Annotated in this window: 14 protein-coding genes; 5 read left to right on the forward strand and 9 right to left on the reverse strand. The window is 63.5% G+C overall.

What is annotated here, in order from left to right; genetic code table 11:
* Positions 1-52: 52 nt before the first annotated feature.
* The 5 genes from mdoH to LOKVESSMR4R_RS13250 all read right to left on the reverse strand — a co-directional run bounded on the left by mdoH (position 53) and on the right by LOKVESSMR4R_RS13250 (position 5,453).
* Positions 53-1,834: a glucans biosynthesis glucosyltransferase MdoH gene (gene mdoH / locus LOKVESSMR4R_RS13235; RefSeq protein WP_087209178.1), complete on the reverse strand. Its 1,782-nt coding sequence runs from the start codon at positions 1,832-1,834 to the stop codon at positions 53-55.
* 3 nt (positions 1,835-1,837) lie between these two features.
* Positions 1,838-2,005 (reverse strand): tripartite tricarboxylate transporter TctB family protein, encoded by a 168-nt coding sequence (locus LOKVESSMR4R_RS20470; protein WP_204248675.1) that lies wholly within the window; start codon positions 2,003-2,005, stop codon positions 1,838-1,840.
* Positions 1,998-3,560 (reverse strand): glucan biosynthesis protein, encoded by a 1,563-nt coding sequence (locus LOKVESSMR4R_RS13240; RefSeq protein WP_162290732.1) that lies wholly within the window; start codon positions 3,558-3,560, stop codon positions 1,998-2,000. The genes LOKVESSMR4R_RS20470 and LOKVESSMR4R_RS13240 overlap by 8 nt, the downstream gene beginning before the upstream one ends.
* Before the next feature lie 301 nt (positions 3,561-3,861).
* Entirely contained in the window at positions 3,862-4,743 is an 882-nt protein-coding gene (locus LOKVESSMR4R_RS13245; protein ID WP_087209180.1) for an MBL fold metallo-hydrolase, read from the reverse strand.
* A gap of 59 nt (positions 4,744-4,802) precedes the next feature.
* Entirely contained in the window at positions 4,803-5,453 is a 651-nt protein-coding gene (locus LOKVESSMR4R_RS13250; protein WP_087209183.1) for a peroxiredoxin, read from the reverse strand.
* A 113-nt stretch (positions 5,454-5,566) separates the two neighbouring features.
* On the opposite strand from LOKVESSMR4R_RS13250, the gene LOKVESSMR4R_RS13255 reads away from it, so the two are divergent.
* Positions 5,567-6,469: a hydrogen peroxide-inducible genes activator gene (locus LOKVESSMR4R_RS13255; RefSeq protein WP_087209186.1), complete on the forward strand. Its 903-nt coding sequence runs from the start codon at positions 5,567-5,569 to the stop codon at positions 6,467-6,469.
* 12 nt (positions 6,470-6,481) lie between these two features.
* On the opposite strand, the gene LOKVESSMR4R_RS13260 is transcribed toward LOKVESSMR4R_RS13255, so the two are convergent.
* Entirely contained in the window at positions 6,482-6,655 is a 174-nt protein-coding gene (locus LOKVESSMR4R_RS13260; RefSeq protein ID WP_087209189.1) for a YqaE/Pmp3 family membrane protein, read from the reverse strand.
* A gap of 176 nt (positions 6,656-6,831) precedes the next feature.
* On the opposite strand from LOKVESSMR4R_RS13260, the gene rsgA reads away from it, so the two are divergent.
* Complete coding sequence (gene rsgA, locus LOKVESSMR4R_RS13265; RefSeq protein ID WP_087209192.1) at positions 6,832-7,869, forward strand: ribosome small subunit-dependent GTPase A; 1,038 nt, start codon at positions 6,832-6,834, stop codon at positions 7,867-7,869.
* A 73-nt stretch (positions 7,870-7,942) separates the two neighbouring features.
* Here rsgA and LOKVESSMR4R_RS13270 read toward each other — a convergent pair whose 3' ends face one another.
* A complete protein-coding gene (locus LOKVESSMR4R_RS13270; protein WP_087213205.1) occupies positions 7,943-8,398 on the reverse strand; it encodes a protein-tyrosine phosphatase family protein in 456 nt (151 codons plus the stop codon).
* 120 nt (positions 8,399-8,518) lie between these two features.
* On the opposite strand from LOKVESSMR4R_RS13270, the gene LOKVESSMR4R_RS13275 reads away from it, so the two are divergent.
* From LOKVESSMR4R_RS13275 to recR, 3 genes are all read left to right on the forward strand, one after another.
* On the forward strand, positions 8,519-10,240 hold the full coding sequence (locus tag LOKVESSMR4R_RS13275; protein WP_087209195.1) for a DNA polymerase III subunit gamma/tau: 1,722 nt from the start codon (positions 8,519-8,521) through the stop codon (positions 10,238-10,240).
* Between the two features lie 61 nt (positions 10,241-10,301).
* A complete protein-coding gene (locus LOKVESSMR4R_RS13280; RefSeq protein ID WP_087209198.1) occupies positions 10,302-10,646 on the forward strand; it encodes a YbaB/EbfC family nucleoid-associated protein in 345 nt (114 codons plus the stop codon).
* A 70-nt stretch (positions 10,647-10,716) separates the two neighbouring features.
* Positions 10,717-11,310 (forward strand): recombination mediator RecR, encoded by a 594-nt coding sequence (recR, locus tag LOKVESSMR4R_RS13285; protein WP_087209202.1) that lies wholly within the window; start codon positions 10,717-10,719, stop codon positions 11,308-11,310.
* 103 nt (positions 11,311-11,413) lie between these two features.
* Here recR and LOKVESSMR4R_RS13290 read toward each other — a convergent pair whose 3' ends face one another.
* Together LOKVESSMR4R_RS13290 and LOKVESSMR4R_RS13295 are read right to left on the reverse strand one after the other, a co-directional pair.
* Positions 11,414-12,178, reverse strand: coding sequence for a DUF1013 domain-containing protein (locus LOKVESSMR4R_RS13290; RefSeq protein ID WP_087209205.1), 765 nt, complete (start codon positions 12,176-12,178; stop codon positions 11,414-11,416).
* Positions 12,171-12,434 carry a hypothetical protein gene (locus LOKVESSMR4R_RS13295; RefSeq protein WP_157898227.1) on the reverse strand — a complete coding sequence of 88 codons (264 nt, stop codon included), beginning with the start codon at positions 12,432-12,434 and terminating at the stop codon, positions 12,171-12,173. The genes LOKVESSMR4R_RS13290 and LOKVESSMR4R_RS13295 overlap by 8 nt, the downstream gene beginning before the upstream one ends.
* Between the last annotated feature and the right edge of the window lie 18 nt (positions 12,435-12,452).

Below are 12,452 nucleotides of genomic sequence, written 5' to 3' on the forward strand. Positions count from 1 at the left end.
CGCCAGATCGTGATCGTCAGGGCCAGCGCGCCCAGCGATCACGTCAGACATCCTACACGCGGTCCGCCCAGAGTTCCGGCGCGTCCTCTGCATCGCCTGCCCGCCAGCGCGCCAGCACGGCCGCCTGCAACAGCATCACCGGCGCGGGGGTCAGGTCTTGGGGTATGCGGAATAGCCGCGTCATGGCGGGCCGCGATGTCCATGCGATGATGACGGGCGCAAAGACCATCGGCAATGTCACCGGCAAGAACCACACCAACAGGCCCGGCGACAGCACCAGGGCCAGCGCCAGTCCGATCACGCCGCAGGCCATGATCCAATGGCTGGCGGCAAAGGCTTGGGCCAAGCGCAAGTATCCCGCGCTGCGGTCATGCGCGGGCCAGCCGCCATCCCGCCCCGCCAGCACCTGAAACACCGACCGCGCCTGATACATCATCAAGATCGGCGCGATGACCGATGACAACAGCACGTCGGACAGGGTTGATGCGGTTGCAGGCCAGCCACCGCCAAAAGCGCGCGCCCGTCCGCGCCGCAGCGCATCCGCAAGGATCAGCAGCTTGGGCAGGATCAGCAGCCCGAAAATGCCGCTGACCAGCGCAAGCGCCAGCACCGTCTGGTCGGGCGGTGTCACCGGCAAGGGCCAGTATTGGGTCGGGAAAGCCGCGACAGGCGGGCCAAAGACCGGGGCGGCCAGGCTGGCCAGCAGAAAGGCCAGCCAGACCACAGAGGCCAGATAGGCAAGGATGCCCTGCACAAAGACAAACCTGTTCCAGCCGCGCAGGCCGGGGGCGAACAACAGCCGCGCATGTTGCAGGTTGCCCTGGCACCAGCGCCGGTCGCGTTTGGCATGATCGACGATGTTTTCCGGCGCCTCCTCATAGCTGCCGCACAGATCGTCATCCAGCCGGACAATCCAGCCTGCGCGCGCCAGCAGCGCCGCCTCGACGTAATCATGGCTCAGGATATGGCCGCCGAACGGGGGCTTGCCCGCCAGTTCCGGCAAGCCGCAGCTTTGCGCAAAGGCGCGGATGCGGATGATCGCATTATGCCCCCAGAACGGGCCGCTGCGCCCCTGCATCATCGCAAGGCCGCGCGCGAAAACGGGCGCATTGAAGGCCGCCGAAAACTGCATCGCGCGGCCAAAGCGCGACCGCGCCCCGATAATGCGCGGCAAGGTCTGCAACAGCCCCAGATCGGGGTCGGCCTGCATCCGGCGGGCCATCTCGACCATGGTATCGCCTTCGATCAGGCTGTCGGCATCAAGGATGATCGCGTAATCATATGCCGCCCCCGAGCTGCGGATGAAATCTGCGATATTGCCCGCTTTCTTGCCACGGTTGCTGGCGCGGCGGCGATAGAAAATCCGCGACGGCCCATGACGCGCGCGCAGCAGATGCAGATACCAAAGCCTTTCACGGGCCGCGACCACAGCGTCGCTTGTATCCGACAGGATCGCCATATCAAAGCACGCGCCATGGCCGGTCGCGGCCAGCGACATATCCATCGCGGCGATCCGCGCGAACGTGGTCAGCGGGTCTTCTTCGTAGATCGGGACCAGCACGACGATGCGCGCGGCAAGCGGCGCGCTACGGTCGATCTGCGGCGCAAGCGCAGGGGTGCTTAGGCCGATAAAAGCCTGCATCGCGCCCCATGACAGCCAGAAGGTCGCGACAAGCAACAGCAGGCTGCGCAGCACATCGATCAGATCCAGCCCGTCAGCGATCCCGATGCGCAGGAAAAAGACAAAGGCCAGCGCCCCCGCTGTCACGCTGGCCGCCAGCGCCAGAATGCGGATCGCGGTCACATCGCGGCAGGCCCGCCGGGCATCCTGCATGATCTAGGGACCAGCCTTTGGCATGAACACGCCGATCAGGCGGGGGAACAGGCCGGGCTGGGGCTGCGCGCGGGGCTGTTCCAGATCCTGCCGCGGCATGGCCAAAGGGGCATCGGGCGGCGCGCCGATCGCGGCGATGATCCGTTCGATATCATTCTGCTGATCACGCATGCGGTCTGATCCATTGGTAAAGCCATGTTTCCGTCAATTTGCGTCCATATCCCGCAATATGCACCGAAAGTTCGACAAGCGCGCTGTCAGATTGCACATCCAGCACCACCCGCCACAGATCGCTGCCATCAACACGGGCCAGCGTGACGGCGACAAGATCGCCCCCCGAGGCGGCGACAACCGGGGTCAGCGCATCGGCCTGCGTCAGGCGGGACAAAAAGCCCCCTTTGAAATCAATCACGAATTTGCGCTTGTTCGCGGGGTTGATCACGCCAGACACACCGCCCGCGCCCGCCCGCGTTTCGACGACATGCGCCCGGTCCGCGCCATCGCTTTGCGGCAGATCGCCCCAGCGCAGACGATAGGCGAATGTGCGCGTCTCGCCGGCTGCTACCCGGCCTTCGGGGATGAAATAGGCGACGATATTATCCTCGACCTCCAGCGCGGTCGGGATCTCGACCAGCCGGACATGGCCTGCGCCCCAATCGCCCAGCGGCACGACCTCGAGCGAGGGGCGCATTTCGTAACGCGCGCCCGCATCAAGATATTTGGTGAAATCGCGTTCGCGCTGATGCAGCGCAAAGCTGACCGGATTGGCCTGCGCGAAATAGGACCCGGCAAGACGCGGCGGGTTGTTCAGCGGCCGCCAGATCACGTCACCGCCCTGCTGCACGATCCGCAACCCGTCGCTGTCATGCACGCGCGGGCGGTAATCGTCGAACCCGGCGCGGTTCACGCCGTTGAACAGGAACATCGAGGTCAATGGCGCGATCCCCAGCTCGGCCACCTCGGCGCGAAAGAACAGGCGCGCGGTGACATCTATCTCGGTCGTATCACCCGGGCGGATCACAAAGCGGTAAGCTCCGCTGACGCTGGGGCTATCAAGCAGGGCATAGACAGAGGTCTCGGCCGCATCCGGCGCAGGGCGTTCCAGATAGAACCGCGTGAAGCGGGGGAATTCCTCGGGCTGGGGGCCTGCGGTGTTCAGCGCCAGCCCCCGCGCGCTGATCCCGTAACGGTTGCCGCGGCCAAGGGCGCGGAAATAGCTGGCACCCAGAAAGGCCACCAATTCGTCATGGCGGTCGGGATGGTTCAGCGGCGTATTCAGCCGGAACCCCGCAACACCCGGCCATTGCGCATCCGCAGGCAGGCGGTCGGCCAGATCATCAAGATAATCGAAATCGGCAGTCGAAAACAGCATTGGCGCGGCGATCAAGCCTTGCGCATCGCGCGTGACCTCGAACAGTTGGACCGGATCACCGAACAGCCAGCCGGTGTGGAATGCATGGACATGCACCGGGGCCGCAATCTCTGCCCAGCGCGCGCGATCGGGACGAAAGCGGATCCGCCGGTAATCATCGTAATCCAGCGCGCCCAGAAACCCTGCGGGGCGGGTCGCCGCGACAAAGGGGGCAGCCGCCTGCGCGCGCGCGATCTGGGTCAGGATATCAAAGGAAAACGGCACCGGACCGGCCCCGTCCTGCGCCTTTACGCCCGAGGCCATCAGCCCGGCGGCGGTCGCAGCACCGGATTTCAACAGCTGGCGTCTGGTCATGGAGGTCGCAAAGGCCATTGTGGTCCCCAGATCATCCGATTGCAAAGCGGGCATCGCCGCGCGCGGGCAATGTTGCGCAAGCAAATGGGGCTTTTAGTGCGGCCGTCCAGCTTGGCGCAAGCTCGCAACAGGCAAGGCCTTGTCAATAGGCATGGTTCCGCCGGTTTTCATCCGTGGGACGGATTCCCATGCCTGCATGCGGCACGGTGATCGTGCAAAAACATGATCCGCCGGGACCATGCGGTCACGGCGGATCACCCGGCTTGGGCGGCCTGTCAGTTTTGCAAAGCGCGGGGGCGCATCATGCGCCGGTGCGTTCCTCGAAATAATCAAGCGGCAGTTTCAGATAGCTGCGCCCGTTGCTTTCGGCCTGCGGTGCGCGCCCGCCGCGGATATTGACCTGCAAGGCGGCCAGCATCAGCTTGGGCAGCGGCAAGGTGGCGTCACGCGCATCGCGCCGGGCCTGAAAGGCTGCCTTGTCGGGGGCGTCGGCCAGATGGATATTCTGCGCACGATGCGCGGCGACAGTCGCCATACAGGCCGCCTCACGGTCGGGCGCGTAATCATGGCCAACATAAAGCCGCGTGTCATCCGGCAGCGCCATGATCTGCGCAATGCTGTCATAAAGCGCCGCCGACGATCCGCCCGGAAAATCCGCACGGCTGGTGCCGCTGTCCGGCATCATCAGCGTGTCATGCACAAAGGCCGCATCGCCCACGACATAGGTGACCGAGGCCATCGTATGACCGGGCGAGAACATGACCTGCACTTCCAGATTGCCGATCATGAATCTGTCGCCATCCGCGAACAGATGGTCCCATTGGCTGCCATCGGTCGCAAAATCATCGCCGAGGTTGTAGATATCTTTCCACAGCGCCTGCACCTTGACGACATGTTCACCGATGCCGGTCTTGGCCCCCAAGTGCTGTTTCAGCCAGACGCCAGCGGAAAAATGGTCAGCATGCGGATGGGTATCAAGCACCCATTCCACCTCGATCCCGGTCTCGCGGATGTAATCCAGCAGCTTTTGCGCATCGCGCGTGGCCGTGGCCCCGGACAGAGGATCAAAGTTCCAGACCGGATCGACAATCGCGCCTTTCATCGTGGCGGGATCGTGGAAAACATATTGCCAGCTTCCGGTCGGTGCATCCCAGAAGGCGGCGACTTTTGGTGACTGTGTCATGGCGTGTCCTTTCATCTGGCGCACCCGGGCTAGCCGGGCGCGCTGTCTTGGTCTTGGCGTTAAAGTGTCTTGGTGCTGAAATACCAATCCACGGTATCCAGCCCTTCGGTCATCCGGGCATCGGCGGCTTGGGTGGTCTGCGGGGTCGGCACGATCACCGGCTGGCCCGGCACCCAGTTTTCAGGTGTGGCGATCTTATGCTCGGCCGAGGTTTGCAGCGCGACGATCAAGCGGTAGAATTCGTCAATCGAGCGGCCATTGGTCATCGGGTAATAGACCATGGCGCGCAGATTGCCCTCGGGGTCGATCACGAAAGTCGCGCGCACCGCCTGGGTGTCGGATGCACCGGGCTGGATCATGCCATAGGCTTGGGCCACTTTCATATCCAGATCGGCGATGATCGGGAAATCGATCTTGACGCCAAAGCTCTGCTCGATGGACCGGACCCAGGCGATATGCGCGTAATGGCTGTCGATCGACAGGCCCAGCAGTTCAGTGTTCAGCGCGGCAAAATCACCGGCGCGGCGGGCGAAAGCCATGAATTCCGTGGTGCAGACCGGCGTAAAATCGGCCGGATGCGAAAACAGGATCAGCCATTTGCCTTTGTAATCGGCCAAAGATTTCATGCCATGCGTGGTCAGCGCGGTGAAATCGGGGGCGGGTTCGTTCATCCGTGGCAGGCCGGCGGGGGTATGTGCGGTATCAAGCATGATGTCCTCTTGGGGTTCTGATTGCGATGCACGAGCAATAGCGGCCGGAATATCATTGAGGAAATTGATTGTTTGATTTATTGTTATCGACAAAATCTATCATAAGGCTCACCATGACCACCCTGCGCCAATTGCGTTTTCTTGTTGCCCTGTCCGACACGCTGAATTTTTCGCGCGCGGCAGAGATATGCCATGTCACCCAACCCACCCTGTCCAGCGGCATCAAAGAGCTGGAGGATCAGCTGGGCGTTCCCCTGGCCGAACGGTCCAAACAGGCGGTGATGATGACCCCCTTGGGCGTTGAAATCACGCGCCGTGCCCGTGTCGTGCTGAATGATGTGGCCGATATCGCGGCGCTGGCCCAGGAACATGCAGGACAGGTGCGCGCCGATCTGCGGCTGGGGGCGATCCCGACCATCGGGCCGTTTCTGGTGCCGCGCGCCTTGCCCCTGCTGCGCCAGCGCTGGCCGGACCAGCATATCTTTCTGCGCGAGGAATTGACCGAGACATTGGTCGAGGGGCTGATCGCGGGCCGGCTGGATCTGATCCTGATCGCGCTGCCGCATCCGACAGGTGCCATCGCAACCGAGATGTTGTTCGAGGACGGCTATCAGCTGGCAACGCCGCTGGGCCATGTGCTGGCCGAAGATCCGGCCGTCACCGGGGCCAAATTGGCGCAGGCCAAGCTTTTGTTGCTGGAAAAGGGTCATTGTCTGCAACGCCATGCCTTGCAGGCCTATCGCGACATGGCGGCACCTGCCGGTGACGCTTTTGCCGCAACCAGCCTGCCCACGCTGATGTCCATGGTCGAGGAAGGGTTGGGCATCACGCTTTTGCCGCAGCTTGCGGTCGATGCGGGGATCGCGCGGGGCCATGATCTGGCGCTGACGCCCATGCCCGGCGCCTGCCCGCGCCGCGTGGTGCTGGCCTGGCGTGCGACATCGCCCCATGCCGACAGGTTCCGCCAGATTGCCGCGATCTTTCGCCAGGCGCGGGCCAGCCTGGCTGCAGGATAAATGCCCATCAGGTCAGACAGGCCTGCGGTCCTCGCGTGCAATGATATAGATCGCATGGACGATGCCCGGAATATAGCCCAGCAGGGTCAGCAAGATGTTGATCCAGAAATGCTTGCCCAGCCCTTCTTGCAAAAAGACACCGGCGGGCGGCAGCAGGATGGCGATGATGATGCGTAAGATATCCATGCGGTTTCTCCTGTGGTTCGGGGGATAACGCCGCGCGCTGCCGCTTCGTTCCGCCGCTGCGACGGGCTTGCAGCACCCCGCCGCGCTGCTTACGATACCGCGTGACGGACCCGCAGGGGGCCGTCGGCATAAAGAGAGGTCACGGCAATTCCCCGATTTCGCGCAAACAGGCCGCTATGGTGACGGCCCCCACCGGGCTGGACGCGCTTGGCTGGCAGGCGTTCCAGCAAAGCCAGCTGGGCCCCGATGATGCCGCATTGACGCCGGCGCGCATCGCCAATGTGCATCGCGACCGCGTGGTGGCCTTGACCGGTTCGGACACGCTAGAGCTGACACTTGATCCCGGCCTGACCACGGCGGCGGTCGCGGTGGGTGATTTCGTGCTCTGCGCCCCGGCGCAATACCGGCTGATCCGGGTGCTGGACCGGCAGACCGAATTGTCGCGTGGCACCGAATATCACACCGGCGACAAGCAGCTGATTGCGGCCAATCTGGACAGCCTGTTCATCACCACATCCTGCAACGCCGATTTCAACCCTGCCCGGCTGGAACGCTATCTGGCGCTGGCCCATGATGCAGGCGTGCGCCCGGTGATCGTGCTGACCAAGGCGGATCTGGCGGATGATGCCGCCAGCTTTGCCGATCAGGCGCGCGCTTTGGGCCGCGATCTTGCGGTGCTGGCTGTCAATGCCAAGGGCAGCGATCTGGTGCAGCATTTCGCCCCCTATTGCGGACCGGGACAGACCGTGGCGCTGGCAGGCACATCCGGTGTCGGCAAGACGACGATTGCCAATGCGCTGACCGGCGGCAATGCCGCCACCCGCGACATCCGCGATGATGATGCGCGCGGGCGGCATACCACGACCGGCCGGTCACTGCACCCTATGCTGGCGGGGGGCTGGCTGATCGACACGCCCGGCATGCGCGGGCTGGGGCTGGCCGAGGTCGGTTTCGGCATCGACGCGACCTTTCCCGAAATCTCGGAACTGGCCGCAGCATGCAAATTCCGCGATTGCGCCCATGATGCAGAGCCGGGCTGCGCCGTGCAGGCCGCTGTCAAGGCTGGCCTGATCACCCCCGACCGGCTGGCGCGGTTCAAGAAGCTCAAGAGCGAGAACACGCAGGCCACCGAGGCCATCGCGCTGGCGCGCGACAAGCAGCGCAAACAGGGCCGCACCGCCAAAGGTGGCAAAAAGCCACGTCAGAAGTCCTGACGCAGGGCAGGTCAAAACTTTTGGGCCTCCGGCGGGGATATTTGGGCTCGGAAGATGATGGTGATTAGGGCGGCTAACCTTTGGCCCAGACCAGTTGCGCATCGGTTTCCACCGCACAGGGACGCCGCGCGCGCAGCCGGCCCAGCGCGCCATCTGCATCCTCGCCCGCTGCGATCATCAGGCGCAGCGCCATCATCCCTGACCGCCCGCAGCCACCCCGGCAATGCGTCAGCACCTTGCCGCCTGCGCGCAGCACCGCAAGTGCGGCGCTTTCGATCTGGGTGATATCATCTGTTGCGGGCGTGCCGTAATCCACCACCGGCAGATGCTGCCAATCGACCCCCGCTGCGCGCAGGACCGCCCCCAGCTGGCCCGCGCCGAGCCTGTCCATCTCGTCCTGCCCGGTCATCGAGACGACCAGATCGGGCTGCCAATCCAGCAGATCCTGCAGGCCCCGCCCCAGCGGCAAGGCCGAGAGCGCCAATGTCCCGCCTGCGACCGGCAGGGTGAAAATCTCGAAATCCGGCATTGGCGCGTCCTTCTTTGTCCGCAGCTTGCCTGATGGCGGATCGCGCGGCAATAGCTTGGTGGACCTCTGGGGCGCATGGCCCTAGGCTGAGGCATCCGCCGAATCCTGCCAAAGGCCGCCATGACAGACCAACCCCGTTACCAAGTGCTGGCCCGCAAATACCGGCCCGAGACCTTTGCCGATCTGGTGGGTCAGGATGCGATGGTGCGCACCCTGCGCAATGCCTTTGCCGCCGACCGGATCGCGCAGGCTTTCATGATGACCGGCATCAGGGGCACAGGCAAAACCACCACCGCCCGGATCATCGCCAAGGGGATGAATTGCATCGGCCCTGATGGCACCGGCGGGCCGACCACCGACCCTTGCGGGATCTGCGAACATTGCGTGGCGATCATGGAAGGCCGCCATGTCGATGTGATGGAAATGGATGCCGCGTCCCGCACCGGCGTTGGCGATATCCGCGAGATCATCGATTCCGTGCATTACCGCGCGGCCTCGGCCCGCTACAAGATCTACATCATCGACGAAGTGCACATGCTGTCGAAGAATGCCTTCAACGCGCTCTTGAAGACGCTGGAGGAACCGCCTGCCCATGTGAAATTCATCTTTGCCACCACCGAGATCCGCCAAGTGCCGGTCACGGTCCTGTCGCGCTGCCAGCGCTTCGATCTGCGCCGGATCGAGCCGGAAACCCAGATCGCCCTGCTGCGCAAGATTGCCGATGCCGAAGGTGCCGCGATCAGCGATGACGCGCTGGCGCTGATCACCCGTGCCGCCGAAGGGTCCGCGCGCGATGCGCAATCGCTGCTTGATCAGGCGATCAGCCATGGCGCGGGCGAAACCAGCGCCGCACAGGTCCGCGCCATGCTGGGGCTGGCCGATCGTGGCCGCGTGCTGGACCTCTTCGACATGATCCTGCATGGCCGCGCCGGTGATGCGCTGACGGAATTATCGGGCCAATATGCCGATGGTGCCGATCCGATGGCCGTGCTGCGCGATCTGGCCGAGGTCTGCCATTGGGTCAGCGTGGTCAAGATCACGCCCGAGGCTGCCAATGACCCCACTATCGGCCCCGATGAACGCGCCCGCGGTCAGGCCATGGCCGAGGGCCTGCCGATGCGGGTCTTGTCGCGGATGTGGCAGATGCTGTTGAAAGCGCTTGAAGAGGTCGCAATGGCCCCCAATGCGATGATGGCCGCCGAAATGGCGGTGATCCGGCTGACGCATGTGGCCGATCTGCCCAGCCCCGACGATCTGGTGCGCAAGCTCAAGGACGCAACCCCGCCGCCATCCAGCCCCGCGCGCGTGCCGCCTGCCCCGCCATCGGGGGGCGGCCCCGTCGCGCACAGCACCGCTGTCACTCATGGCAGCGCACAAACCGCCCCGGCGCTGGCCCCCGATGGCCTGCAGCATTACGCGCGGTTCGAGGATGTGGTCGAGCTGATCCGCCGCCACCGCGACGTCAAACTGCTGGTCGAGGTCGAAACCGGCCTGCAATTGGTGTCCTATCAGCCCGGCCGGATCACCGTGCAACCCACCGCCGATGCCGCCGCCGATCTGGTGGGACGGCTTGGCGCGCGGCTTCAGCTGTGGACCGGCAACCGCTGGGCGATTTCCGTGGTCAGCGAAGGCGGCGCGCCCACCATCGCCGCCTGCCGTGATGCGGCCGAAACCGACCTGCGCGCGCAGGCCAATGCGCATCCGCTGGTGCAGGCCGTGATCGCAGCCTTCCCCAAGGCGCGCATCACCGATATCCGCACCGCCGCCACCAAAGCCCAAGAGGCCGAAGCCGAGGCGCTGCCCGAGGTCGAGGATGAATGGGACCCGTTCGAGCAGGATTGACCCGCTTGCGGGCGCGCGCCCAAAGACCTATCTCAAACATAGACCATGAGGGAGACATCCGATGCTCAAAGGATTAGGCGGCCTTGGCGATATGGCCAAGATGATGAAACAGGCCCAGGACATGCAGGGCAAGATGGCCCAGATGCAAGACGACCTTGACCAGATCATGGTCGAAGGCATCAGCGGCGCGGGGCTGGTCAAGGCCAGGGCAACCGCCAAGGGCGAATTGAAAAGCCTCGATATCGACCCGTCAATCTTCAACGGCGACGACAAGGAAGTGGTCGAGGATCTGATCCTTGCCGCGATCAAGGATGCGCAATCCAAGGCAGCCGAACGCGCCCAGCAGGAAATGGGCAAGATGGCCGAGGCGATGGGCCTGCCCGCGGGCATGAAACTGCCCTTCTGACCCCATCTTCCGAGCCTAAATATCCCCGCCGGAGGCCGCAAAGTTTTTGGCCCAGCACGCAAAGGCCCCCATGGCAAACGGCACCGAAGATCTAGAGCATTTGATCGCGATGATGGCGAAATTGCCGGGGCTCGGGCCACGCTCGGCGCGGCGTGCCGTGCTGCATATGATCAAGAAACGCAGCCTGGTGCTGCTGCCCTTGGCCGATACCATGCAAAAGGTCGGCGCAACGGTGCGCGAATGCCTCAATTGCGGGAATATCTGCACCGCTGATCTATGCGACATCTGCCTGTCGGACAAACGCGCCACAGGCCAGATCGCCGTGGTCGAGGATGTAGCCGATCTGTGGGCGATGGAACGTTCGGGCGTGTTCAAGGGGCGCTATCATGTGCTGGGCGGGACGCTGTCAGCGCTTGATGCCATCGGCCCCGACGAATTGCGCATCCCCAAGCTGATCGACCGGATCGCCGCCGAGAACGTGACCGAAGTCATCATCGCGCTGGGAGCCACGATCGACGGGCTGACCACCGCGCATTACATCGCCGATCAATTACCCGGTGTGACGGTCACCTCGCTGGCGCAGGGTGTGCCTGTGGGGGGGGAACTCGACTATCTTGACGATGGCACGATCACCGCCGCCTTGAACGCGCGCAAGGCCTTGTGACGCCGATCCCTGTCTCAGCCGCAAAGAAACGCAAAACGCGCGACCCCGGGGCCGCGCGTTTTTCAGCTGTCAGGTGCCAGATCAGCGCCAAATCAGCGCCAGATCAACGGCCGTCGTCATCATCCTCGTCATCATCATCGGGCAGGTTGAAAAAGCTGTCCGCATCCTTGACATCGCGGGTGTCTTCTTGCTCCTCGGCGTCATCGCGCGGATCGCTCAGGCTAAAGGTCTCAAGCCCGGCCATCGCGGATGGCATCTTGGGTTCAGGCGCCATGCCCAGCGATGTTTCGGTGCTGACCAGCTTGCGGCGTTCATCATCGGTCATGGCACCCCCTTCGCGGGCCTTCTTGGCATTTGCCTTTTGCACGGCAGCATCCAGTTCCGATTGCTTGCACAGGCCCAGCGCCACCGGATCGATCGGATCGAGGTTATTGATGTTCCAATGCGTGCGCTCGCGGATGGCAAGAATAGTGGGCTTGGTGGTGCCGACCAGCTTTGCCACCTGTGCATCCGACAATTCAGGATGGAATTTCACCAGCCAATAGATAGAGGCCGGACGGTCCTGCCGCTTGGACAAGGGCGTGTAACGCGGACCACGGCGCTTTTCCTCGCCCGAGGCGGCGGCATAGAATTTCAGCTTCAGCTTATAGGACGGATCAGCCTCACCCTTGGTGATCTCCTCTTGGGTCAACTGGTTATTGGCCACAGGGTCAAAACCCTTGACGCCCACGGCCACATCGCCATCGGCGATGCCCTGCACCTCAAGCTCGTGAAATCCGCAGAATTCCGCAATCTGCTTGAAGGTCAGCGTGGTATTGTCGCATAGCCAGACGGCGGTTGCCTTGGCCATGATTGGTTTATCAGACATCTTTGGTCTCCTGATCTGACGGACAAGCCTTACCCGGGCCCTGGAAGGGGCAGACCGCATGGGCCGGGTTCACATTGTCGGGGAACTTGGGCCTCTTATAGGCGCGCCAGGCGCAAGAGGAAAGATCAAAAATCCGCGCCGCCACCATGTCGGCCATCGCCCTGACAAAGCATTGTCGGGCGGGCACTGTCAGGCGGGCGCTGCCGGCCTGGCTCTTGCGGCTTCTTTTTTCCAAAAATACTCCTGCCAGAGGCATTCGCATTCCAGCGGAATG

The sequence above is a fragment of the Yoonia vestfoldensis genome, assembly GCF_002158905.1.
GTDB lineage: Bacteria > Pseudomonadota > Alphaproteobacteria > Rhodobacterales > Rhodobacteraceae > Yoonia > Yoonia vestfoldensis_B.

What these genes read in the sequence shown, in the direction of transcription:
- mdoH (WP_087209178.1), bottom strand. Translation starts at nt 1,834, where the DNA reads ATGCAGGATGCCCGGCGGGCCTGCCGCGATGTGACCGCGATCCGCATT.
- LOKVESSMR4R_RS20470 (WP_204248675.1), bottom strand. Translation starts at nt 2,005, where the DNA reads ATGCGTGATCAGCAGAATGATATCGAACGGATCATCGCCGCGATCGGC.
- LOKVESSMR4R_RS13240 (WP_162290732.1), bottom strand. Translation starts at nt 3,560, where the DNA reads ATGACCAGACGCCAGCTGTTGAAATCCGGTGCTGCGACCGCCGCCGGG.
- LOKVESSMR4R_RS13245 (WP_087209180.1), bottom strand. Translation starts at nt 4,743, where the DNA reads ATGACACAGTCACCAAAAGTCGCCGCCTTCTGGGATGCACCGACCGGA.
- LOKVESSMR4R_RS13250 (WP_087209183.1), bottom strand. Translation starts at nt 5,453, where the DNA reads ATGCTTGATACCGCACATACCCCCGCCGGCCTGCCACGGATGAACGAA.
- LOKVESSMR4R_RS13255 (WP_087209186.1), top strand. Translation starts at nt 5,567, where the DNA reads ATGACCACCCTGCGCCAATTGCGTTTTCTTGTTGCCCTGTCCGACACG.
- LOKVESSMR4R_RS13260 (WP_087209189.1), bottom strand. Translation starts at nt 6,655, where the DNA reads ATGGATATCTTACGCATCATCATCGCCATCCTGCTGCCGCCCGCCGGT.
- rsgA (WP_087209192.1), top strand. Translation starts at nt 6,832, where the DNA reads ATGGTGACGGCCCCCACCGGGCTGGACGCGCTTGGCTGGCAGGCGTTC.
- LOKVESSMR4R_RS13270 (WP_087213205.1), bottom strand. Translation starts at nt 8,398, where the DNA reads ATGCCGGATTTCGAGATTTTCACCCTGCCGGTCGCAGGCGGGACATTG.
- LOKVESSMR4R_RS13275 (WP_087209195.1), top strand. Translation starts at nt 8,519, where the DNA reads ATGACAGACCAACCCCGTTACCAAGTGCTGGCCCGCAAATACCGGCCC.
- LOKVESSMR4R_RS13280 (WP_087209198.1), top strand. Translation starts at nt 10,302, where the DNA reads ATGCTCAAAGGATTAGGCGGCCTTGGCGATATGGCCAAGATGATGAAA.
- recR (WP_087209202.1), top strand. Translation starts at nt 10,717, where the DNA reads ATGGCAAACGGCACCGAAGATCTAGAGCATTTGATCGCGATGATGGCG.
- LOKVESSMR4R_RS13290 (WP_087209205.1), bottom strand. Translation starts at nt 12,178, where the DNA reads ATGTCTGATAAACCAATCATGGCCAAGGCAACCGCCGTCTGGCTATGC.
- LOKVESSMR4R_RS13295 (WP_157898227.1), bottom strand. Translation starts at nt 12,434, where the DNA reads ATGCCTCTGGCAGGAGTATTTTTGGAAAAAAGAAGCCGCAAGAGCCAG.